Origin of the sequence: Chryseobacterium arachidis, from assembly GCF_900129245.1 — a bacterium.
Taxonomy (GTDB): domain Bacteria; phylum Bacteroidota; class Bacteroidia; order Flavobacteriales; family Weeksellaceae; genus Chryseobacterium; species Chryseobacterium arachidis.
Window position 1 is genome coordinate 95,702 of sequence record NZ_FQUT01000012.1, and the last position, 21,094, is coordinate 116,795.

General features: G+C 40.5%; 19 protein-coding genes. 4 read left to right on the top strand and 15 right to left on the bottom strand.

Annotated features, from left to right (window positions below):
* Positions 1-27 precede the first annotated feature (27 nt).
* The 4 genes from BUA89_RS17830 (at position 28) to BUA89_RS17845 (ending at position 7,890) form a co-directional block, all read left to right on the top strand.
* Positions 28-864 carry a FecR family protein gene (locus BUA89_RS17830; protein WP_072961571.1) on the top strand — a complete coding sequence of 279 codons (837 nt, stop codon included), beginning with the start codon at positions 28-30 and terminating at the stop codon, positions 862-864.
* Positions 865-1,010: 146 nt separating this feature from the next.
* Complete coding sequence (locus BUA89_RS17835) at positions 1,011-4,073, top strand: SusC/RagA family TonB-linked outer membrane protein (RefSeq protein WP_072961574.1); 3,063 nt, start codon at positions 1,011-1,013, stop codon at positions 4,071-4,073.
* Positions 4,074-4,084: 11 nt separating this feature from the next.
* Positions 4,085-5,446 (top strand): RagB/SusD family nutrient uptake outer membrane protein, encoded by a 1,362-nt coding sequence (locus tag BUA89_RS17840; RefSeq protein ID WP_072961578.1) that lies wholly within the window; start codon positions 4,085-4,087, stop codon positions 5,444-5,446.
* A 2-nt stretch (positions 5,447-5,448) separates the two neighbouring features.
* Complete coding sequence (locus BUA89_RS17845; protein ID WP_072961582.1) at positions 5,449-7,890, top strand: alpha/beta hydrolase family protein; 2,442 nt, start codon at positions 5,449-5,451, stop codon at positions 7,888-7,890.
* A 40-nt stretch (positions 7,891-7,930) separates the two neighbouring features.
* On the opposite strand, the gene BUA89_RS17850 is transcribed toward BUA89_RS17845, so the two are convergent.
* From BUA89_RS17850 to BUA89_RS17920, 15 genes are all read right to left on the bottom strand, one after another.
* Positions 7,931-8,185, bottom strand: coding sequence for a DUF6520 family protein (locus BUA89_RS17850; protein ID WP_072961585.1), 255 nt, complete (start codon positions 8,183-8,185; stop codon positions 7,931-7,933).
* A 24-nt stretch (positions 8,186-8,209) separates the two neighbouring features.
* Positions 8,210-9,739, bottom strand: a complete 1,530-nt coding sequence (locus BUA89_RS17855; RefSeq protein WP_378158223.1) for a MauE/DoxX family redox-associated membrane protein — start codon at positions 9,737-9,739, stop codon at positions 8,210-8,212.
* A gap of 144 nt (positions 9,740-9,883) precedes the next feature.
* A complete protein-coding gene (locus BUA89_RS17860) occupies positions 9,884-10,639 on the bottom strand; it encodes a helix-turn-helix domain-containing protein (protein WP_072961589.1) in 756 nt (251 codons plus the stop codon).
* Positions 10,640-10,899: 260 nt separating this feature from the next.
* Positions 10,900-11,364, bottom strand: a complete 465-nt coding sequence (locus BUA89_RS17865; RefSeq protein WP_072961593.1) for a DUF3872 domain-containing protein — start codon at positions 11,362-11,364, stop codon at positions 10,900-10,902.
* 12 nt (positions 11,365-11,376) lie between these two features.
* On the bottom strand, positions 11,377-11,910 hold the full coding sequence (locus BUA89_RS17870) for a conjugal transfer protein TraO (RefSeq protein ID WP_228420615.1): 534 nt from the start codon (positions 11,908-11,910) through the stop codon (positions 11,377-11,379).
* 31 nt (positions 11,911-11,941) lie between these two features.
* On the bottom strand, positions 11,942-12,826 hold the full coding sequence (gene traN, locus BUA89_RS17875) for a conjugative transposon protein TraN (RefSeq protein ID WP_072961599.1): 885 nt from the start codon (positions 12,824-12,826) through the stop codon (positions 11,942-11,944).
* A gap of 22 nt (positions 12,827-12,848) precedes the next feature.
* Positions 12,849-14,204 carry a conjugative transposon protein TraM gene (gene traM, locus BUA89_RS17880; RefSeq protein ID WP_072961603.1) on the bottom strand — a complete coding sequence of 452 codons (1,356 nt, stop codon included), beginning with the start codon at positions 14,202-14,204 and terminating at the stop codon, positions 12,849-12,851.
* Complete coding sequence (locus tag BUA89_RS17885; RefSeq protein WP_072961712.1) at positions 14,185-14,472, bottom strand: hypothetical protein; 288 nt, start codon at positions 14,470-14,472, stop codon at positions 14,185-14,187. The genes traM and BUA89_RS17885 overlap by 20 nt, the downstream gene beginning before the upstream one ends.
* Before the next feature lie 37 nt (positions 14,473-14,509).
* Positions 14,510-15,133 carry a conjugative transposon protein TraK gene (traK, locus tag BUA89_RS17890; protein ID WP_072961606.1) on the bottom strand — a complete coding sequence of 208 codons (624 nt, stop codon included), beginning with the start codon at positions 15,131-15,133 and terminating at the stop codon, positions 14,510-14,512.
* A 6-nt stretch (positions 15,134-15,139) separates the two neighbouring features.
* Positions 15,140-16,156 carry a conjugative transposon protein TraJ gene (gene traJ, locus BUA89_RS17895; RefSeq protein ID WP_072961609.1) on the bottom strand — a complete coding sequence of 339 codons (1,017 nt, stop codon included), beginning with the start codon at positions 16,154-16,156 and terminating at the stop codon, positions 15,140-15,142.
* Between the two features lie 11 nt (positions 16,157-16,167).
* Positions 16,168-16,800 carry a DUF4141 domain-containing protein gene (locus tag BUA89_RS17900; protein WP_072961613.1) on the bottom strand — a complete coding sequence of 211 codons (633 nt, stop codon included), beginning with the start codon at positions 16,798-16,800 and terminating at the stop codon, positions 16,168-16,170.
* A 30-nt stretch (positions 16,801-16,830) separates the two neighbouring features.
* Positions 16,831-19,344 (bottom strand): TraG family conjugative transposon ATPase, encoded by a 2,514-nt coding sequence (locus tag BUA89_RS17905; RefSeq protein WP_072961616.1) that lies wholly within the window; start codon positions 19,342-19,344, stop codon positions 16,831-16,833.
* Positions 19,328-19,672, bottom strand: a complete 345-nt coding sequence (locus BUA89_RS17910) for a DUF4133 domain-containing protein (protein ID WP_072961619.1) — start codon at positions 19,670-19,672, stop codon at positions 19,328-19,330. Before BUA89_RS17910 ends, BUA89_RS17905 begins: the two co-directional genes overlap by 17 nt.
* Positions 19,673-19,722: 50 nt before the next feature.
* Positions 19,723-20,031 carry a DUF4134 domain-containing protein gene (locus BUA89_RS17915; protein WP_072961623.1) on the bottom strand — a complete coding sequence of 103 codons (309 nt, stop codon included), beginning with the start codon at positions 20,029-20,031 and terminating at the stop codon, positions 19,723-19,725.
* A gap of 189 nt (positions 20,032-20,220) precedes the next feature.
* The gene (locus BUA89_RS17920) at positions 20,221-21,015 is read right to left on the bottom strand and encodes a hypothetical protein (RefSeq protein WP_072961626.1); all 795 of its coding nucleotides are present in this window, start codon (positions 21,013-21,015) and stop codon (positions 20,221-20,223) included.
* Positions 21,016-21,094 lie beyond the last annotated feature (79 nt).

Here is a 21,094-nt window from a genome sequence, read left to right on the forward strand (position 1 = left end):
CGGTATACTTAATAAAGCCACCTTATTATGAAACCACAAGATGACGATATAGAACCACTAACCGACCAGGAAGCAAAGCAGGTCTGGGAGCAACTTACTTCCCGAATAAAAGCACACGAAGAAAAAAAGAAAAAAAATAAAATCATCAAGCTAACTTCCATTATGGTGGCAGCGACCGTGCTTTTAATATTCAGCATTGTAGCGTATAGGAACATTTTTGTTCCGCAAGTTTATCAGGCGGATCGTCATGATTTATATATCACCTTAAAAGACGGTTCAAAAGTAACATTGCTTAAAGGGTCAAGCTTAACAATAGAAAAATCCTTCCCTGCCGAAACAAGAGATGTTTATCTTCAGGGAAATGCGATATTCAATGTGGCCAAATCCAAAGATCACCCTTTTATTGTCCACGCAGGAAATTATCAGGCTAAGGTCCTGGGAACAGTCTTTAAGGTTTTGCAAAAGGGATCAAATTTTAATATCGACCTCTATGAAGGAAAAGTCCAGGTCTCGCAGCGAGAAAAACCGCAGGAATCCTATATTATCACTCCCAATGAAACGTTCTCCAACCTCGGTGATAAAAATGTTGCCGTTATAGCCCCCACAGCACAAAACGCTAAAGATCCTGAAAACAAAACATTCAGCGCAAGCCTGGCATTCAAAGATTTCAATTTAAAAAAAGCGATTGCAATAGCTGAACAGACCTATCATATCAAAATTATCTATCCTTCTGACAGGGATTCATCCAAGATATCAGTTCTCTCGCATAAAGAAACCGCAGAAGAATTTATTGAACGAATTTCAATACCGTTAAACCTAAACATAAAAAAAATCAATGAAAACACATTTCAACTTCAGGAGTAGACTTCGCTCCCTGATTACTGTGGACATGATCCCGGACAATTAGAAAGTTGACGGTTGGAAAAAATAGACCGACGGGGGCAACCGTCGGCCCGGTATCCAACTAATAAAACTTCTCGGAATTATTAATTTTAAATACATGCAAAAATATGAAAATTTTATGCACAGCTACCGTATTTCTTTTATTCGGCTGGCAGGGGCTTCATGCCCAACAGGACCTTTCTAAACTGAAGGTCGATTTTGAAACTGGAAAGACTACTGCCACTCAAGCAGTCAATAAGTTTCTCTCACAGCATACTAAAGAATATGCCTACTCTAACGATGATCTTGAGAACTACATGGTTCAACCACTCAAGTGTAAAAATGAGCTTGTCCTTGAGTGTTTGAATAAAATATTAAAGGATATTCCTGTTGAAGCGCTGATTTATAAGAATGGCATTATCATTCGGGCCAAGAAAAATAAGTCAAGCAGTAACTTAGAATCGCCATCAGTCAACATTGCGAAAACAGATACAATCAATAGGCTTTCCGAAATTCACTCAATCGAAGAACTTACATTAAATGCGGGCTACTACAAAGTATCCGATAAAAAACGTACCGGAAGCATCGCAAAGGTGACAGCAAAGGATATCGAAAACCAGCCAATTAACAATGTTCTTTCGGCGGCACAGGGACGAGTTGCCGGGGTTAACATTATTCAGAACAGCGGGGTTCCGGGAAGTGGCTTTCAGGTACAGATCCGAGGCAAGAATTCTCTTCGAAATGATGGAAACTATCCTTTGTATATCGTAGATGGTGTTCCTATCGGAAATGAAGTAAAAACCTTCGGATATACTGCTGCAATATTACCTACGGGCAATATTAATCCTCTAAACAGTATAAATCCAAATGACATAGAAAGTATTGAAATTTTAAAGGACGCAGACGCAACCGCCATATATGGTTCGAGAGGAGCAAACGGTGTTATTCTGGTGACGACAAAAAAAGGAAAATCGGGCAAACTCAGTGTGGGTTTAACTTCTTCCTACGGCATCAGCAATGCGATCTCAAATTTAAAAATGATGAATACCGAGCAATATCTGAATATGCGAAAACAGGCATTTATCAACAGTGGAATAAGCTCATATCCTGCCGTAGCATACGATGTCAACGGAACATGGGATTCAGACCGATTTACAGACTGGTCAAAAACACTCATTGGAAATACGGCTGCTCTATCAAATATGCAACTTCAGCTGTCAGGTGGAAGCGAAACAACCTCATTTTTGCTCAGCTTAGGAAACAGCCAGCAGACCACCGTTTTTGGGAATGATCAAAAATATAAGACAGGTAATATATCCAGCAATATTTCCCATCACTCCAAAGATAAACGGTTAAATCTTAGTATTTCAAATATGTTCAGCATGCAAAAAAATAATGTCATCAATTCGGACATTACCAGAAGAGCGTATACCCTTTCTCCAAATTCTCCAGCACTATATAACGCAAGTGGTGCTTTAAACTGGGAAAACAATACTTGGAGCAACCCGGTCGCCGCGTATAATGCAACATATTCAAACGAGAATATTCAATACATGAGCAACCTTAACTTAGGATATGAAATATTTAAGGATATAATCCTAAAGCTCAATGGTGGAATTAATTATCAGGCCTTTGAAGAATGGAACATCAGTCCACATACGATTTACAATCCTGCCTATGCCAGCGGACAGTCAAGCGCAAATTCCAGTGCTTTCAAAAACAATCAAAAAAGGCTTTCCTACATACTAGAACCTCAGGTCAACTGGAAAATACAACGTAACATTCATGCTTTAGACGTACTTATTGGTGGGACATTCCAGAGCGAGAATAACTCTTCAGGTTCTATGAGCGGATACGGCTTTGAGAGCAATGCCCTAATTCATAATATTGCAGCTGCCAGAACGAAGAACATCGAAGATCAGTTTACTACTCAATATAAATATGCCGCTGTTTTTGGAAGGATCAATTATCAACTAAATAACAAGTATATTCTTAACGTAACAGGTAGACGTGACGGTAGCAGCCGCTTTGGCCCAAACAAGAAGTACGCTAATTTTGGAGCTGTTGGAGCAGCATGGCTTTTTTCAAAAGAAAACCTACTGGAGAAAATTGATTGGTTGAGTTTCGGGAAATTGCGTGGAAGTTTTGGAACAACGGGTAGTGACAATATTGGAGACTACCAATATCTGAATACTTATACAGTTTCTTCCTCTATTTATGACGGTACGACTGGCCTCGCTCCTTCTCGCCTTTATAATCCTGATTTTAGCTGGGAAAAAACCTCCAAACTTGAGACTGCGGTTGAACTTGGTTTTCTAAAAAATAGGCTAAACCTGACAGCAGCATGGTACCGCAATCGGTCATCAAATCAACTCGTAGGTTATCAGCTTCCAGCAATAACCGGCTTTTCAACTGTTCAGGCTAACCTTGATGCCACGGTGGAAAATTCAGGCTGGGAATTCGAGCTCAATGCCAAACCACTTTCGAAAGGCAGATTGCTTTGGGAAACTTCGTTTAACATTAGCTTTCCGAAGAATAAGCTCCTATCCTTTCCCGGCCTTGAAGGCTCAACGTACAGTAACACTTTTATAATCGGCCAACCAACCAGTATTGTGAGGCTGTACAACCTTGAAGGAATTGATCCTAAAACAGGAACTTATATTTTCACAGATTATAATGGTGATGGTAAAATTTCATCTGCTGATGACAGACAGGTTGTCGAAAATATTGGGGTTAGATTCTTCGGTGGGTTCAGTAGTAATTTACACTTCGAAAATTGGGACTTATCCTTTCTTTTTCAGTTCGTAAAGCAAAAAAGCAGGAACTACAATTCTATTTTGCCGTCACCGGGTCTGATGAACAATCTGCCAGTTGAACTGCTAAATGTTTGGTCGAGCAGTAATCCGGAAGGGTTGTATCAGCCTTACACGTCAACCCCTGCGGCAAACCATTCCATATTTCAGAGTAGCACGGCATCTGTTTCAGATGCTTCCTTTATCCGTCTCAAAAATGTTGAACTGGCTTATACCATCCCACTTAGAAATACATTTTTGAGCAATGTTAAAGTATATATTCAAGCACAGAATCTGATAACCTGGACAAAATACTTTGGAATTGATCCCGAGTTTACAACGATCGGATATTTACCTCCCCTGCGCACTTTTGCATTTGGACTAAAGTTAAACCTCTAAATTTTAAAACAATGAAAACCTATAAAATTATATACATATTATCCTTATTGCTTTTTGTTTCTTGCGAAAAGCTCCTTGAAGTTGATGTGCCGGAAAACCAGATACCAAATGAAGCGGTATTTGAAACAGTACAGACAGCCAATGCAGCACTTTCGGAATTATATGCCGGATTGTGGAACAGTTCTCCTATCGCAGGCGATCAGTCAGGTACTTTACTTGGAAGTTATACAGATGACCTTACGTTTTACGGCACTAACTCAAATTCAGGCCTTGCTGAAATAAACCTAAACCAACAGACCGAAAGCAATACGACGATCAGCACGTATTGGGCGTCTGCGTATCGCCTGATCTATCTCTCAAACGCCATTATGGAAGGTACAGAAAAATCTGTATCAATCTCTTCAGCTGATAAAGAAAGAATAATTGGCGAAGCTCTGCTAGCCAGATCAATATTGTTCTTTTACCTTCAACAACTCTTTGGGGATATTCCCATACCCACCTCAACAGATTACCAGCTAAACCAGTCTTTATCAAGAACTCCATCTGCAACGGTTTTAGCACAACTAAAAGATGATCTAGCCATGTCCGTAACAATGCTCCCCGATACCTACCGCAGCTCCGAACGCGTTATACCGAACCGTAAAGTAGCGCAATTGATGCTGGCAAAGATATATATGCTTCAATCGCAATGGTCACAAGCAGAAAATCTGCTGAAATTGATTGTACAGAACCCGATGTATCAATTCGAGAATGATATAACAAAAGTTTTCCTAAAATCAGGAAACCATATAATCTGGCAACTTAAACCAAAAAATTCAGGAGATCCGACCAAAGAAGTAAATATCTACTATTTTATTAATGCTGCGCCGTCCAATTACGCCCTCTCCCAAAATCTGACAAATGTCTTCACAGTAAACGATAAAAGAAAAGCCCAGTGGACAACAGCAGTAACAGTCGGAACAAATACATGGTACAGAGCCGATAAATATAAAAACCGGACCAATAACGCTAATGAATATTCGATTGTTTTCCGATTGGAAGAGGCATATCTGCTCCTAGCTGAAGTTCTTACACAACAGGACAAAATCGTAGAGGCACTATCTTATATTAACGCTACAAGGCAAAGGGCCCAGCTTACCGCACTGACGATGCCCATCAGCAAACAGTCGCTTTTAAATGAAATTTTACTGGAAAATCGTAAGGAATTTTTTACCGAAATGGGGCATCGCTTTTTGGATCTTAAAAGGCTGGGTCGCTTAAATGATTTATTGATCACAAAACCTAACTGGCAGAATTTCCACATGCTATGGCCATTACCACAAAAAGAACTTTTGCTTAACCAAAATCTGAACCCGCAAAATTCGGGTTATTAGCCATGAAAAAAATATTTATTATACTTCTATTTTTCATTTATCCATTATGCTCCAGTCAGGAAAAAGATGACACCTTACAATTATGGATTTCCAAGTTTCATACAATCAATAATCTTACCTCTTCCCCGAATGGTCAATTGGCAACATTCAGAAAAATGTATCCCAATAATATTGATACTGTACTTGCAATTGACCTACAAAAAATAAAGACAGTTGATACCATATTACAGATGTCCGGTCAAGTGTTCACGAAAAATAGTAGTCTGCTTTCGTCTGGAAATGGCAAAGCGCAGATTAACAATTTTCATCAGGGTATTAAAAAGAAATATGAAAACATTAGAATTGCGGAAGCGCTGTTTTCCCTTAATCAATTCCTTATTTTAGATAAGCAGGGAACTTTAGAACTAACTGATGATAGTGGTAATCCAATCAGGAAAATCCCCGATACACAGCTATTTGCGACAGATAAAAGCAAGGCTCTATATGCATGTCAAAAAGTAGGAAAACAGCACCACATTATAGATGTTCTGGACAATCAGAGCCAACCCTTGTACACGACAGATAGAACAGTAAAGCAAATATTATTAAATGCTATGGGATCTCAACTTATACTAATTGAGTCGGAAAGTAATGCTACGCTCAAAATCATCTTCCTAGATACTTTAACCGGCAAAATAACTTATCCTAAAGGTATCCCCGCAGAAAGTGCAGACCATATCGACATCAGTGAAATAATGCAAGGGAAAGGCTATCTGATAAATTTTGTCACTTATAGTCCGCCGGAAAAAAATAGGTTAGTTGACATTTGGTACGGAAGCGACAATAACCTGGCAGCCAAACAGGCCGGAAAAGCAACAAATAATTATTACCTGTGGAATTCATCTATAAATCAAAGTGTAAAGTTACCCGATGACTACCCTATCTATTCCTCCATTGATAGTGATCGTTACGTGTTGGCCTTTAACCCTCTGGAAGAATTCCAAAATATTACGCTGCATCCTTATCTTAATATTTTTTTATATGATACCAAAAATCAGTCCTTTCAAAAAATATTTCATCAGATAAAAAAGGATATCGTACACTCCAACCAAGGAAAGTACATCATTGGATTAGATCCAAAAGAGCAAAAATGGCTATTGTACAATGTCCAGTTGAATTCGCTTTCAACTATTGATAAACATGGTTTAAGAAATCCTTCTTTTAGTAATGATCTTAGCACTGTTTATTTTGAAAGCGATTCTGAGCTTTGGAAATACGAAATCGAAAGCGGTAGATTATTTCCACAGGGCTTTAACAAAGCTACTGAGATAATCGGTCTAGAAAGGAAAATCAGCAATCCTCAATTTGGCTTTAAAATGAACATGTTAAATACTGATTCGGCACTACTGATTAAATCCGTGGATAAGGCGAAAAACCTGACTGATTTCTCGTTCTTATATAAACGAAAAATAATTCGTCTTACATCACCAACTCAAAACAGGATCAAAGAGTTCAAATACTATAAAAATGCGAAGCAGTTTATAACGATTGAAGAGAATCATAATATGGCACCACGGGTATATCTAACCAATTGGCAAAAGGGCAATCGGGAAGAAATCTACCGCGTCCAGGATCCCCCTGCAACTTTATTAAAACAAGAGATAATTTCATTCAGAAATTCAATTGGTATACCCTTAAAGGGCATTCTGTATTATCCCAAAAACTTTGATGCCAGTAAAAGGTATCCAATGGTCACGTATATCTATCAGATCAAAAGTTCTGCAGCAAATGTATATTCTCTGCCCAACAACGAGGCTACAGGTGTCAACAGGCGAACATTGCTGGAAAACGGTTACTTTGTTTATGAACCGGACATTATTTTTGACTCAAGAGGAACCGGAATTTCAGCTTTAGACTGCGTGCACTCCGCACTTGATGCTCTTAAAAATAATCCTTCCATCAATTTATCAAAAGTCGGCTTGACGGGACATTCCATGGGCGGTTATGAAACTAATTTTATCGCAACCCAAACCAATAGATTTGCAGCATTTATATCCGGAGCAGCATTAAGCGATATGGTTTCAACCTATTTTTCATACGATTATGCCGAGCAGAAGCCCAACCATAATAGGTTCGAAACCGGACAATTTGAAATGCAGGTTCCTTTTTCTGAAGATAAAGATCTTTACTTGAAAAATAGTCCGATCCATCATGTAGAAAATGTAAAAGCACCTGTATTGTTATGGAATGGCATGCACGATGATGTTGTTGTGCCAACACAAGCAATGGAATTCTTTATTGGTTTAAAGCGCAATAATTTACCTGTTATTGCATTGTTCTACCCAAACCGTGGACATGATCTGGGGCTAAATACCCGAGAAAGCAAGGAAATGAACAAAAAGGCGCTCCAGTGGTGGAACCACTTTCTCAAAGAAAAGAAAAACAAAACCTGGATAAAATTATAATGAAAAGGGATGCTCTCAAGCATCCCTTTCAATTTTTCTACTACGGCTGGATCTCGTAAAGAAGCTGTCCACAAGAAGTGGAAGAACTACCGATTCGGTGTAATTGGGTAACACCGTCTGTCCATGTACAAACAGGATTGTTGGCATCTTCACCGCACATTTTCTCGGTGACAACACACAGATTTTGAGCTTCATCAAAGCGATAAGCAGTTTCATCAAATTTTGCCATGTTGCCAGCAAATGCTGCCCCTGCTCCCACTGCTACAATGAGTGCAGGTAATAATAATTTTTTCATCTTAATTTGTTTATAATTTCTCGCCTACTCTATTGTAAGGTTTTCAGCTTCCCCTTTTTTTGTATAATGTTTCGAAATATTATCCCTTATCCTATATTTGAGCACCTCATCGCCCATGATAACATAGCAGTAGTTATTTGTTAGCAGAAAGTCTTTCATTTTGCTCTCTTTTTTATTGTAGATATAAAAACTGCCAAGATATTCCTGCTTATCCGTACGATAAACGTCAATGACCTTCGCTGACTTCCATTCTTCCCTTGATTCATGTTTACCCATTAAATCTGACTGGTTGAAAAGCAGGCCTCGATGGGCGACTGACTGGCGATTTACTTTAAATGGTGGTGCATTCATTTTATGCCGGCCATCACCAAGCTTGGTAATTTTGATCTGTGCAATCCTGGTAGTATCTATCGTATTGAGCCTGCGGTCAATATTTAAATTAGTATCCATTACGATGAACTCGTTTCTGTAGAGATACGTGTATATTAGGGTATTATCTGATCGATCAATTGTTAGATTTCCATCTACATCAAAAACACCATCAATCTGTTTTTCGAGAATATTCGGATACAACTTAACCCTTATTTGTGGCAGAAGATCAAAGGATGCAAGTGCAAACTCTTTAGTGTTTCCACTTTGGGTTCTCAGAACAAACCTTGTTGAATCAATCACTACAAGCTGGTTAAAAAAAGCATCTCCCAAACTTAAAGTTTTAGCATTTTCACTTCCAAGCCTGCCTTTAAAAATTACGGGAACTGAGCCGTCGTAAAAATAATAGTGTGGAGGAAACACTTGGATCTTTATACTGGCAAATTGATGCTTCATATTATCGGGAACGACTTTTGTCAACTGCTGTGACTGAAGTCCCGTATCAACTGTTAATAATATCTGTGGAAAAATCCTGTTTCCTAGGTAAATATGACCGTCATCGGAGCCTGCAAAATAATAATCTGGATTATCAAGAACGAGAACTTTATTGTCAAGAACAACAGGATGATTTAAAAAGCGTCGAGTGAAGTTGTTTTCTTTTTTAATGATATGTTCCGAGCCTAAAAACATAATTACCACTACCCCAATACTCAGAACAGTTGTAATGCTGACCAATCCGAGTATATTTTTGAACTTATAACCACTTGCTCTACTCAGCGTAAAGATTGCAACAGCAGCTAACAATACAACCAAAATATTGAAAATAAGATGCTCCTGCCATCCCATTTTCTCCAAGATGCCACCACAACTACAGGGAATAAATTCACTGTAATTCAGTATAAGATAAATGTAGGTGGTAAAAGCTACCATTAGGGCAAAAGAAGCATATAGAGCAATTCGCCTCGTAGAATTTATACAAAGCAAAATTGTAATAATTACCTCACTGATAATAACAGCATAAGAAACAAATCCGGCATAAGCACTCAGCAAAGGCGACTGCGCAAGCTGTACCTGGAAATTCTCGAAGTCCAGCATTTTACTGCTCGAAGCATACATAAATAGTAGTCCAAGAAGTATGGCAACTGTCTTAACAAAGTATTTCCTAACAAGTGCTATCATAATCATCTGTAATTGATTAAGACAAATTTCAGCAACTTATTAGCACAAAATATTGCCAATAGTTTTAAATGTATTGCCAATGGTTACAATTATATTCCAAATAGTACCGGAAATATACCAATCAGTAATTATTGGTGTTAACCTTAGAATTTATAGGTTACCGAGACGGGGAATCTGGGTCGGGTTTATTCCGTATCTCACAAAGGTCTTGTACATATTACCGTAATCAAGAAATTTGTTTTTAAAAGCAATCTCTTTTAGGGTCATAGTTGTAAACACAATATCAGCGACAGATTCCATCATCCTGAGCTTTAAGGAAAAGCTGTAAAAGGTATCGCCAAAACATAACTTACAGTCCTTTTGAAATTGATTGTAATTGAGCCCTTTTGAACTTACCAATTCGCGTAGTGACTGCTTTTGATTTGGGTCATACGATTTTATAAGCTCTATAACATAATGCGAATTATGGGGAACATTCTGAATGGCACTTTTAGCAATCTTTAGGTCAACCAACATAAAATAACCAAACTGTCTTCTTTCAAAACGTACCAAACCGGCGGCAAAATGGATATTCTCTTCATCCATGTAATGGGTGTGGATCGGAATTGCTTCCTGAAGCGGCACATCACTCACATTGATTTTGTCAAGAACATGCTGTACAGTTAGATCTATATTCCTGTTATTGAGATCAAACTCGCCAAATCGAAATTCCTGAAAACTATTTTTAGGTAGAAAATCGATCTTTACCAGAAAGTCGTAATAAAAATCAGCCAAGCTTTGTAACTTGATCGATAACTTTTGGATATCACACAGATAAACAGCAGACTTTACGAAGTTCAGTAAAGAAAAAATAGAAAGATTCTCCTGGATCAAGGTTTCCAGTAGTGCAATGATGTATAAGTTCATCACAATTAAGTTTAGTTAAAACATAAAGGCCTCCCCTTAGAGCTTAAAAACAATATGTTTACGTATAGTATAATTTAGACCTATCTGGCTTAAAACTAACATTTTTTGTTTAAACACGAAATTTTTGGAAAATTTTAAAATAAAAATCCGTTCAGTTAAATATTTTTGGATTCAATTGTAACAAAAAAGACAGCCATTCGGCTGCCTTCCTTAAGTTTCCCTCTGGTAGTATAGGATCACATGTTGCAAAGATAGAAAGCTTAGCGAATCGGAGGTGTAAGTTTTTTGTTGTTAAACTGAAAATTCAGCTGCTTCTCATTTCCAAAACCATCCACGATCCAAACATCAAAGTTCTGAGAGACGATTGACTTTGATAAATAATACAGTCGAAATTCCCTATCCAAAAGCGGATACAGATCATTCGGCAGATAGGGCTTTAAAGGAAGCTGCCGCAATGAACCATCACCCTCATTTTGAAAGTACCGTATATAAAACTGATTACCATTATAATTTCCATTTGATACGATGGTGATTCTAATTTCGACGGTTTCACCAGTACCGATTTCTTTTGGCACCGGCATAACCTTTACTTCAAATGGAAACACCTCCTGGACATCCAGATTGTCCTTCTCACAGCTGTAACACGACAGGATGAATAACATTGCCGCTACCCCATACCACAAGCTGTATAATCCCTTTTTACTATTATCTATAACATTTTTCATAAGCTAATATTTTTAAAAATTAATGCGGAGCCCTACTCCTGATGATGGTCTGAATTTTTCAAGGTCCGTACCCCAGAGCACCCTGAGACGACCTTGCACCATAAAAACTATCCTGTCTGAGAGATAGGTCTCCAGCGATAATCTGCCTGCCGTACCAAAGACAAACTGATTTTTGCTATGCAGCACAGCACCATCAATTAGTGTACTGTCACCCTTATTCACCACTTCAAAGCCGCCAACTGCCGCCAGTCCGGCATTCAGGGTAATAAACTTTCTGTTGTCTGAGAAGAGCTGAAGACTGTAACCCATCTCGCCAAGATAGCTTTTGATAGGAATCTTCCACTGCTTATAATCCGTATTTCGACTCTGAAATTCCGCAGCCCAGATCCAGTAATTTCCATACCTTCCGAAACTGTTCAGTGTGATATTGAAGTAATAATTATTACTAATATCCTTATCAGATAATATTCCGGCATTTACTTCAACAGCCTTTTGTCGGTATATCATGCGCTGGGCATATCCGCTGATGCTTACTAGTCCCAACATTAAAATCATGAGATATTTTTTCATAGCCTGTCTATTGATTTACTTTGATGTTCATTTCGGATACTGGCTTCGCATTTACGAGATCCGAATTTTCAATTTCCAAAACCTGACTCCTTGCACCATTCTGTTCAAATATTTCTATTCGCAGCAACTGGCTGTCAGTAATTGTAAACTGGTCAAGCAGAACAACATTACCGGCAGTACTTTTATCCGGTACAACCTGTAACATCGGATACTCACGCAGGAGTAGCAACTGTCTTTCCTGGGATACCGTTCTTTTTGCGACCTGCTTATCGACAATTTTAAAAGTGCAGAAGTCCACAGCAAACGGAACATTGGATTTATTCTTCAATACCAAATGAAAATAAAATTTCCCGTTATGTACATAGATCCCATTCAAAAGCAGCTGAACGCCATATGAACGCGAAGCAATATGACGGATATATCTTCTGTTGCGATCGTATATCGTTTTAAGAACGGCTTCGGTAAGGGATGGGGCATTAAAACCAAGTTCCTCAAACTGTACACTGCTGCTACCTTCCCGCTCCCCTTCATGTTGCATTTTGACCAGATCATAATTTAAATTTGGCGGATCCGGGCTGTAAGTCACATTGAAACTGTAAAATTTACCATCCTCGGTGATGACACTAAAGTTCGTTTCCTCCTGAAAATCTTTTACTGCAGCTTTTACCCGAAGGACATTCTGCGCGTCCTCCGCTTTTGCAGCAATCAGGTAATCTGATCCCAGATCAGCGTACCGGATAGCTACGGGGAAAATAAGGTGGCTGGTTTTGTTGTAGGTAACTTCTAGCCTATAGGGTTCTACCCTTCCCGCTTCAAGGGACTGCTGGCCGAAAGTTTTGAAAAACAACCCTACAAAAAGTACCATTGCCAGGATATGTTTTATTGATTTCATATTGTAAAATTTAGTTTTATTATTATTTTTTGGTCAATAGCAGAACCGGAAGTCCTGCATTCAGGGTTACTTTGGTAGCTCGAAGCTTTTTGGAAAAAAAGCCGGAGACACCCTGTATCAGTCCACGGCTAAGATCTCCCGTAATCTGTTGCCCTGCCGATCTGGACATGGAGATATTCATCCCGGAGCTTTGACTCATATTGGCAGCTATCTCAGCCGCTGCGCTTACTTCATCGGACCGTGGTATGGCGAGCCCCAGCTGACCATCAAGCCCATACACCAGAATTTCTACAGGAATTATATTTCCCTTTACCTCAACAGAAGATACTTTGAGCTGCAGTCTGTTTCCCTGGAATTTTGTTTCCGCCACGATTTCGGTTCCCTTTAGAACAGATTTTCCAGCGATCATCGCGCTTTCAGAAAGCCTCAGCTTGACAGATCCTTCCCCGGTAATCGTCTTGGTTTCCATCACGATCGCCCGGATGCTGTTCTTTTCAATTTCACCAGCATTGATTTCACCGGTCGTTATAAAACTCCTATTACGATCCTCATGCAATCCTGCCAAGAAACTTGAGTCGTCAGGCTCCCTGTAAAGCGCTGAGACGACATTTTTTTTTGCATTCTTTAAGCCTTCTGTTTTTTTCACTTTGACGATCTCACTGTATTTTTTTGTTCCCACAGTATCCACCGGAACTTCCGCTTTTGCAGTTCCATTCATCAGACCTTGCGGTACCGAACCTGTCGGTAAATATTTAGAGGCCATTTCATAGGACTTTTCCATTAAAGTCAGCTGATCCTTTATCGTTGGGGTCGCAGGGACATCTCTGTCGGAAAGCCTTTCCTTAAGCTGATCGACCTGCCTGCGCAACTGCAGCTTCTCTCTATCGTCATCTCTGTAAAATGAACTAAGGGTCTGCTGTGCATTTTGGTAACTGTTCAAGGAGCCGCCCGCATATCCTGAAGAATTTGAGTTGCCCGAAAATCCCGAACTTTGATTTTGGAGGGGATTTCCTGAATTCGCACCCGAATTGCTGTCTGCACCACTGTTCCAATAGTCAGACAGGGACATCAGAGCATTTCGTTTTGCCTCCTCCCTTTCTTCGATCATTTCCTTTTCATATGCTTTCTGCTTATCAGACTGCAAACCCTTATCTGTTGCCTCAGGTACTGCATTTTTCAATCCTGCATCCAGATTTTCCTGCTGCTCTGACTTCGGTTTAAAAATCAGATAAAGGCAGGCAAAAAATACAATCCCCATCAGTCCAAAAATTAAAGGTTTCTTTAGTTTCTCGCCTTTTGAGCCCTCCCCAGCACTGTTTTCTAAAGAACTGCCATCATCTACAATCAGGCTCACTCTCTTATTTTCTTTCTCTTCCATTTTCGCTATTTTTTGAGTTAGTCAACACAGAGTCCTTATCCTCAGACCGATCCTTTAATACGCCAGAGGAATTGATATGCTCAATGGTCATATGGCCCTCTTCACGCCCGAGATCATAACATACCTTAACCAGTACACCGATTCCTACGATCAGATAAAAACCAAAGAGCAGGATGACATACCGGAACTGAGTTTTTAAAGGCAGGTCACGCCATTTCAAATCGAGCTTTTCTAATGTTTCTTCTATTTTTTTTCTAAAATTTTTCATACGTTCTGTCTTATTGTAAGTGAATGTTTGGCTGTTATTACCTCTCGATAACTTCTTCATCTTTATTGGAGATCACTGCAAACTTCAGGATCTGAAACCCCTGTGGATTACTGTCCGAACGGACACTGTTCAAAAGGTTGCATGAAGTCACAAGGCTCCTGCGGGTAAGGTTGCTTGACCGGATGATAAACTGCTTGGCATAGGATGTTACGGTGTACGGATAGGTATTAAAGTTGCAGACCACACTGTCAACCTCAACTCTCTGCTGGACATTCCCTGAAATAATCCTATTGTAGTATCCCTTTTCAGAAAGATCCCGGTAATAATCAAAGGCACTTTTGTCAGCAAGATCAAAGGCTCTCTTCATATTGCTTTCAATGGCAGCTTTGTCAGGTGCCAGCGTGAAAAACAGTTCATGGAACCTTCGTACATGCTCCCTGGCTTCAACCGGTCTGTTAATGGAGGCATCCTGAGAAAGTGCCAGCATCAGTGATTTTCCCTGATCCAATACATAGATCTTCTCACGTTGCTCTTTGGCAAATGCATAAGATTTCCAAATGGCAAAAACAGTCACCCCTGCACATAAGAATGCGAATACTATGGCATACAATCTGATCTGCTTAAAGCTGTTTTCTATATTTCTAAGTGTCTTGAATTCCATGGCTCACTAGTTTTTTTGTTCTCCACCTTTGTTCTGCAACAGTTCACCGGAAATACCACCCGCTACGGCTCCTGCTCCTGCTGCCGCCACATTTCCACTTCGCATAGCCGTCTGACTCACATTTCTCGTAAAGTTACCTGCACCTCCGGCCTGAATGATCCAACCGGTAACTGTAGGGATCGTGAAGTATCCTACGATACCGATAATCATAAAAATGACGTAGACCGTATTGCTGGTATCCGGAATAAAGGTGGGGTCATTCAGCATTTCGATATCCCGCTCTAGGATCAATGACTGTATTTTGGCCAACATCGCACTGAACATATCCGCGACAGGTAACCATAAATAAACACTGATATATCGCGTTAGCCACTGGGTGAGTGTACTCTGAAAACCATCCCAGACAGATATCGCAAATGCGATGGGGCCAAGAATGGATAGAACGATCAGAAAGAAGGTTCTTATTGTATCGATCACTAAAGCGGCAGCCTGAAATAAAATTTCTAAAAGCTCCCTGAACCATCTTTTTGTAGCCTGTTCCATATTGTAAGCAGAGCGATCCATATACATGCCTGCCATCGTAACCAGATCATTCGGTGACCATCCCAGGTCATCGAGCTTCTTGTCAAATTCTTCATTGTTCACCAGATAGGCTGTTTCCGGATTTCGGAGCATGGCTTCCTTTTCGAGCAGATCTTTCTGCTGCTGTAATTTATTAAGATCAAGGATCTGGCTGTCCAGCATTCCGTGTGTTCCTTTTACCACCGGACTTAAAACACCGTTGATCGTTCCAAGTACGATGGTCGGAAAAAACATGATGCAAAGTCCAATCGCAAATGGTCTTAACAGCGGAAAAACATCAATCGGTTCTGCGCGGCTCAGTGCCTGCCATACCTTGAGGGCAACATAAAAGAGCGCTCCCAGACCCGCTACCCCTTTTGCTACTGTAGCCATCGTTGCCGACAGCGGCAGCATTTCATCATAGAGCCCTCGTAGGAGCTCATGTAGATTATTAAATTCCATAGCAGCTAAGTTTACCAGTATTTTTGTCCTGAAGTCCCATACAGTTCCATCACCCTTTTTGTATTGTTCTGCTTTTTAGCTCGAAGGATACTCACGGATATGTTCTTACCGGTATAATATCTTACCAGGCTGTGATACTCTTTGACTTCCTTGTATACCCTGTCAATGATTTCCATACGTTCCTTGTCATTGAGCGAAAGAGTACTTGATGTGACAATTTCCTTGAGTTCCTTTAACAATGCCGTACTCTCATTGAGCAATGCCGAATATCCGTTCCCGATTGCCATAAGCTCATCGGCAGAAAAATTCTTATCATTGAGCATTTTGCCGAAATTATTGACATACATACTGCTCACATCGCCTACAAGGAGCACCGTCTGCTGAACTTTTCGCGCATCTTTGACCAGATTGTTCACCTCTTTCAGTTTGTCATAATATTCCTTACCCTGCTCATAGACTTTTTTAACTTCATTGAAGTTCTTGACCACATTGGAAACGGTACCGGAGGTCTGTACGATCTCATTGGCACTGTTGAGCACACCGGAAATCAGGTTTCCGGGATCCGTTACCACCCATTGTGCATTGGCTTTTTGTGAAATGGTGAATGTGATAACCATCATCACAGTTAGAATTAGATTTTTCATTGCGTAATTTTTTTGATTGTTATTGATTGATTAATTGTCTTTGGATTCAAGCCCCTTGATTCTTTTCAGGGATATTTTCTTAATAGCACCTTCCACATCACCGCCCATCTCATGGGCAAGGTTCATAACCTCCATTTTCTCGGATTCCTCTGTGGTGTAGGCCAGATATTCCTGAGTGCTTACCTCAGTAGCGTAAACGGCCGAGTGCGTTCCGCCAAGTCCGATCCAGACCTCTTTGTAAAGCCTTGATGGGTCATTATCCTGATTGATGGATAGAATTTGAGACTTTTCGCGTTCCGTTAGCCCCAGCATGTTCTGGATCTCATCAAACTTATTGGCATACTTGCGCTGGTCAAGAAGAATCTTGCAGTCTGAATTGTTGATGATGCTTTCCCTGACGATCGGCGAATGGATAATGTCATCCACTTCCTGGGTAACAACTACCGCCTCACCAAAGAACTTTCTTACCGTTTTAAACAGGTATTTCAGATATTCAGCCATCCCTTCTTTGGCAATGGCTTTCCAGGCTTCTTCAATTAAAATCATCTTTCGGATCCCTTTCAGCCTACGCATCTTGTTGATAAAAGTCTCCATAATGATGATGGTCACAACCGGAAAGAGCACCTTATGATCCTTGATGGCATCGATTTCAAAAACGATAAACCGTTTGGTCAAAAGATCCATCTGTTTTTCGGAGTTTAAGAGATAATCATATTCTCCGCCACGGTAATAGGGCTCCAGCACATTCAGGAAATTCGCCAGATCAAAATCCTTTTCACGGACCTCTTTCTGTTCAATGATCTTTTTGTAGTCCCCTTTTACATAGTCGTAGAACCCGTTGAAACAGGGATATTCATTACTGCTTTTTATGCGCTCAATGTATCCCGAGACCGCATTGGACAGTGCCACCTCCTCGCTCCTTTTGGGAGCCTCATCATCACGCTTCCACAAAGTGAGAATAAGAGTTTTGATACTTTCCTTCTTTTCGATATCAAAAATTCCGTCGTCAGTGTAAAAAGGATTGAAAGCAATCGGGTTGTCTTCCGTATAGGTGAAATAAACCCCATCCTCTCCTTTGGTCTTGCCTCTGATCAGCTCACACAATCCCTGGTAACTGTTTCCGGTATCCACCAGAAGCACATGGGTACCCTGTTCGTAATACTGCCTGACCATATGATTGGTAAAAAATGACTTGCCGCTTCCACTGGGTCCCAAAATAAATTTGTTCCTATTGGTGATGATCCCTTTCTTCATCGGAAGGTCAGAGATATCCACATGGATCGGTTTACCGGTAAGACGGTCAGCCAGCTTGATACCAAATGGTGAAAGTGAATTCTGGTAATTGGTTTCCTCGGTAAAGAAGCAAAGTGCAGGTTCAATAAAAGTGTAATAACTTTCTTCTGCAGGAAAGTCGCCTGCATTACCCGGAATTCCTGCCCAGAACAGCGTTGCCGCATCAATGGTATTATGCCTCGGTTTACATTCCATTAGCGCAAGTGAACTACCAACGTCATTCTTAAGCTGCTTGAGCTCTTCGCGATCCTCCGACCATGCAAAAACATTGAAGTGCGCACGGATGGACGGCGAACCGTGGGAATGGGCTTCGTTGAGATAACGCTCAATCCATTCCTTGTTGATCTGGTTAGCCCTGCTGTAACGCGCAAGGGAATGCATATTCCGGGCTGACTTTTCAAACTTCTTTAGATTCTCGGTACTGTTATCTATAAAAAGATACTGGTTGTAGATGTGGTCACAGCTGAGCATCAGGCCTACCGGTGCGGAGAATGATAGCATACAGTCACTCCGGTCAGTCGATAAACGGTCATAGCGTTTGGATTCTGAGACAGTCACGGGAAGGTCATCGGTATCTGAAAGCGTGTGAAGCACCATCCTTTTATTTCCGATCCGAAGTTCTTCTGCTCCCAAAGCCATATCCTGCAGCGGCACATTATTCCTTCGGTCCAGACTAAAATACTGCGCTAAAATACCACTATCGTGTTCTCCTCCTAAAATAGCATCTTCATTAAGCTGATGCATTTTCACATAACCACTGTCATTGATGATCCGCTGGAACTGTGATACTGCCTCTACAAAATGACGCATACCCTCTTTATCCTTGATTTCCTTAGGAATGAGATTGCCTTTGCACAGACTACTGAAATTGCTCTGCATCCGCATTCTTTCCCTGGTTGTTTTTGTCAGGAACAGATAACAGTAATGATTTAAAAATGGACGCTCATTAAAGTGCTGCTGGTAGGATCTTGAAAGAAAACTGTGCTCCTCCTTTTCCAGATCAGGACTATAACTTTCCTTCAGATACCAGTCCTGTTTATGGACAATACTGAAATCCGGCAACGTTTTAACCGCCTTATTCCAGGATGAATGGATGGCTTCATAAACATCCGCTCCTACGGTAAAAAGCTCGGGAAGCAAAACCAGAAAACATAAGGTGATATCGCCTTCCTTGGAAATGATACAGTTATTTTCCACTGCCAGCAGCGGAAATCTGCTTTCCAGCGTCGTTGTTCTACTGCTGTTTCTCATGATCTCTGGATTTTGATTTTACACGCAATAATTCCTGTACAGGCTTACGGCAGCTGATATACTGCGGATGTTTCCGTTTGGCACCAAGCTTCATCAATCCGTATTCGCCGTACCTGCTATTCAGGGAAAAGGTTTTCCAGATGATCAGTGAAGCGGCGCCGATGCCAAATGATAGGCAGACATACATATTGGTTCCGGCCATGTAAAGGATCATCAGCAGAATTAATACGGTCAGCAAGCCGCCTGCAAAAATGAACAGATACTGTGCTTTCAGCCCTTTGAACTCGACCGTCCTTCCTATTCCTTTATTGATGCTATATTGTTTCATTTTTATTGATTTAAAAATTGTTGATAGAATCTTTGAAGGATAATCTCTTCCTACAGGAAGAAGGATCTTAAAATCGTTGCCGCAACGATCAGGAAAATACAGGCACCAAACCATGATGCCGCAGTCTTTGAAGTATCGGGATCACCTGAACTGAATTTGTTATACACCTTCACCCCACCAATGAGACCGACTACAGCTCCGATCGCGTAAATGAGTTTCGTAGCCGGATCAAAATAAGAGGTAACCATCTGTGTCGCTTCCTGAATACCCGCAGCGCCATTTCCCTGTGCAAAAGCCCCATTACTGACGAGCGAAATAAACAGGAACGCCAGCAAAATTTTTTGTCTTGATTTTTTCATGTTTCATTACATTTTAGTTTGTAATACCCGCCTGTGCGGGCTTGGAAACAAAGGTGTTGCAGATAGTATCGGATTGGGGGTCAGCTGGTATCAGACGTACTAAGTTTGCCGTTATTGTCCTAATCGGAGTTCGGAAAAAGCCATAAAAAACCGCCAGACTTTCAAGTCTGGCGGCTACACTTCCCTGGGCTACATTTTTCGTCCCTTTTTACTTTCTTTCCTTTTATTTTCTTTAACTGCTTCCCTGATCGGCTGTTTAATTCTATTTTCCGCAATAATTTCATCAATTCCAGATTTATTCCACGGCACCAACTCAGCCTTAAAGTCAAGACGCAGCCCCGTTTCTTTTAAACCTTCCATTTCCTCCCATCCATTTCTTCGGTTCCATCCCACCGGATCAAGGGTTCTTACGTAAGGAATTTCAACAAAAATTAAATCTATGGGGTAGTCCAGTATTTTATCCCATTCGCGATCTCCTATCTCAAAATTTTTGGGATCATACGGAAAGGCATAGACATTTCTATCCTCAACATACCAATCCTCCAGATCATCAAAACGGATACCCATTGTTGATAGAACATCTTTAGGCCTTAAAAGATCTATTCGTGCATCTGCATAAAAGATGTGGCCACCAATTTCAACTGTTGGAAGTTCACCACGGTTAATTCTTCTTGTCAGTGCCTGCTGATCGACCATAAGCTCAAAATCGGTCAGCAATAGAATTTCCTCAACAGCCTTATTATACTTTTCTGCCATCTCCCTAGGGGCAAGCGTTACAAACTGTGGAGGAGTTATAGTTAAATCCTGTCTACTCGTTTTGTCGAAATGATCAAAGCGGTATCCTTCTTCCCCCAGATCGATAATATCTTCTAATGTGTAACGGTTTTCGGGATTGGCCATTTCTCGAAATTCGAATTTCTCCACATCGACGATAAACTCGATTCCGTAAGCTGGATCTGTATAGATCGGTAGTTTTTTTTCCATAACTCTTCTGTTTTATATGATCAGTGAGCTAAGTTGCTTTTGAAAATATCCTGGCGAACTAATTTAAGAGCAAGGCTTC

Excerpts from the sequence above, each read along its gene's own strand:
- BUA89_RS17860 (WP_072961589.1), bottom strand. The coding sequence starts at position 10,639 with ATGAACTTATACATCATTGCACTACTGGAAACCTTGATCCAGGAGAAT.
- BUA89_RS17840 (WP_072961578.1), top strand. The coding sequence starts at position 4,085 with ATGAAAACCTATAAAATTATATACATATTATCCTTATTGCTTTTTGTT.
- BUA89_RS17845 (WP_072961582.1), top strand. The coding sequence starts at position 5,449 with ATGAAAAAAATATTTATTATACTTCTATTTTTCATTTATCCATTATGC.
- BUA89_RS17830 (WP_072961571.1), top strand. The coding sequence starts at position 28 with ATGAAACCACAAGATGACGATATAGAACCACTAACCGACCAGGAAGCA.
- traN (WP_072961599.1), bottom strand. The coding sequence starts at position 12,826 with ATGAAATCAATAAAACATATCCTGGCAATGGTACTTTTTGTAGGGTTG.
- BUA89_RS17910 (WP_072961619.1), bottom strand. The coding sequence starts at position 19,672 with ATGAAACAATATAGCATCAATAAAGGAATAGGAAGGACGGTCGAGTTC.
- BUA89_RS17900 (WP_072961613.1), bottom strand. The coding sequence starts at position 16,800 with ATGAAAAATCTAATTCTAACTGTGATGATGGTTATCACATTCACCATT.
- BUA89_RS17855 (WP_378158223.1), bottom strand. The coding sequence starts at position 9,739 with ATGATTATGATAGCACTTGTTAGGAAATACTTTGTTAAGACAGTTGCC.
- traM (WP_072961603.1), bottom strand. The coding sequence starts at position 14,204 with ATGGAAGAGAAAGAAAATAAGAGAGTGAGCCTGATTGTAGATGATGGC.
- BUA89_RS17865 (WP_072961593.1), bottom strand. The coding sequence starts at position 11,364 with ATGAAAAATGTTATAGATAATAGTAAAAAGGGATTATACAGCTTGTGG.
- BUA89_RS17915 (WP_072961623.1), bottom strand. The coding sequence starts at position 20,031 with ATGAAAAAATCAAGACAAAAAATTTTGCTGGCGTTCCTGTTTATTTCG.
- BUA89_RS17885 (WP_072961712.1), bottom strand. The coding sequence starts at position 14,472 with ATGAAAAATTTTAGAAAAAAAATAGAAGAAACATTAGAAAAGCTCGAT.
- BUA89_RS17920 (WP_072961626.1), bottom strand. The coding sequence starts at position 21,015 with ATGGAAAAAAAACTACCGATCTATACAGATCCAGCTTACGGAATCGAG.
- BUA89_RS17850 (WP_072961585.1), bottom strand. The coding sequence starts at position 8,185 with ATGAAAAAATTATTATTACCTGCACTCATTGTAGCAGTGGGAGCAGGG.
- traJ (WP_072961609.1), bottom strand. The coding sequence starts at position 16,156 with ATGGAATTTAATAATCTACATGAGCTCCTACGAGGGCTCTATGATGAA.
- BUA89_RS17835 (WP_072961574.1), top strand. The coding sequence starts at position 1,011 with ATGAAAATTTTATGCACAGCTACCGTATTTCTTTTATTCGGCTGGCAG.
- BUA89_RS17905 (WP_072961616.1), bottom strand. The coding sequence starts at position 19,344 with ATGAGAAACAGCAGTAGAACAACGACGCTGGAAAGCAGATTTCCGCTG.
- traK (WP_072961606.1), bottom strand. The coding sequence starts at position 15,133 with ATGGAATTCAAGACACTTAGAAATATAGAAAACAGCTTTAAGCAGATC.
- BUA89_RS17870 (WP_228420615.1), bottom strand. The coding sequence starts at position 11,910 with ATGTTGGGACTAGTAAGCATCAGCGGATATGCCCAGCGCATGATATAC.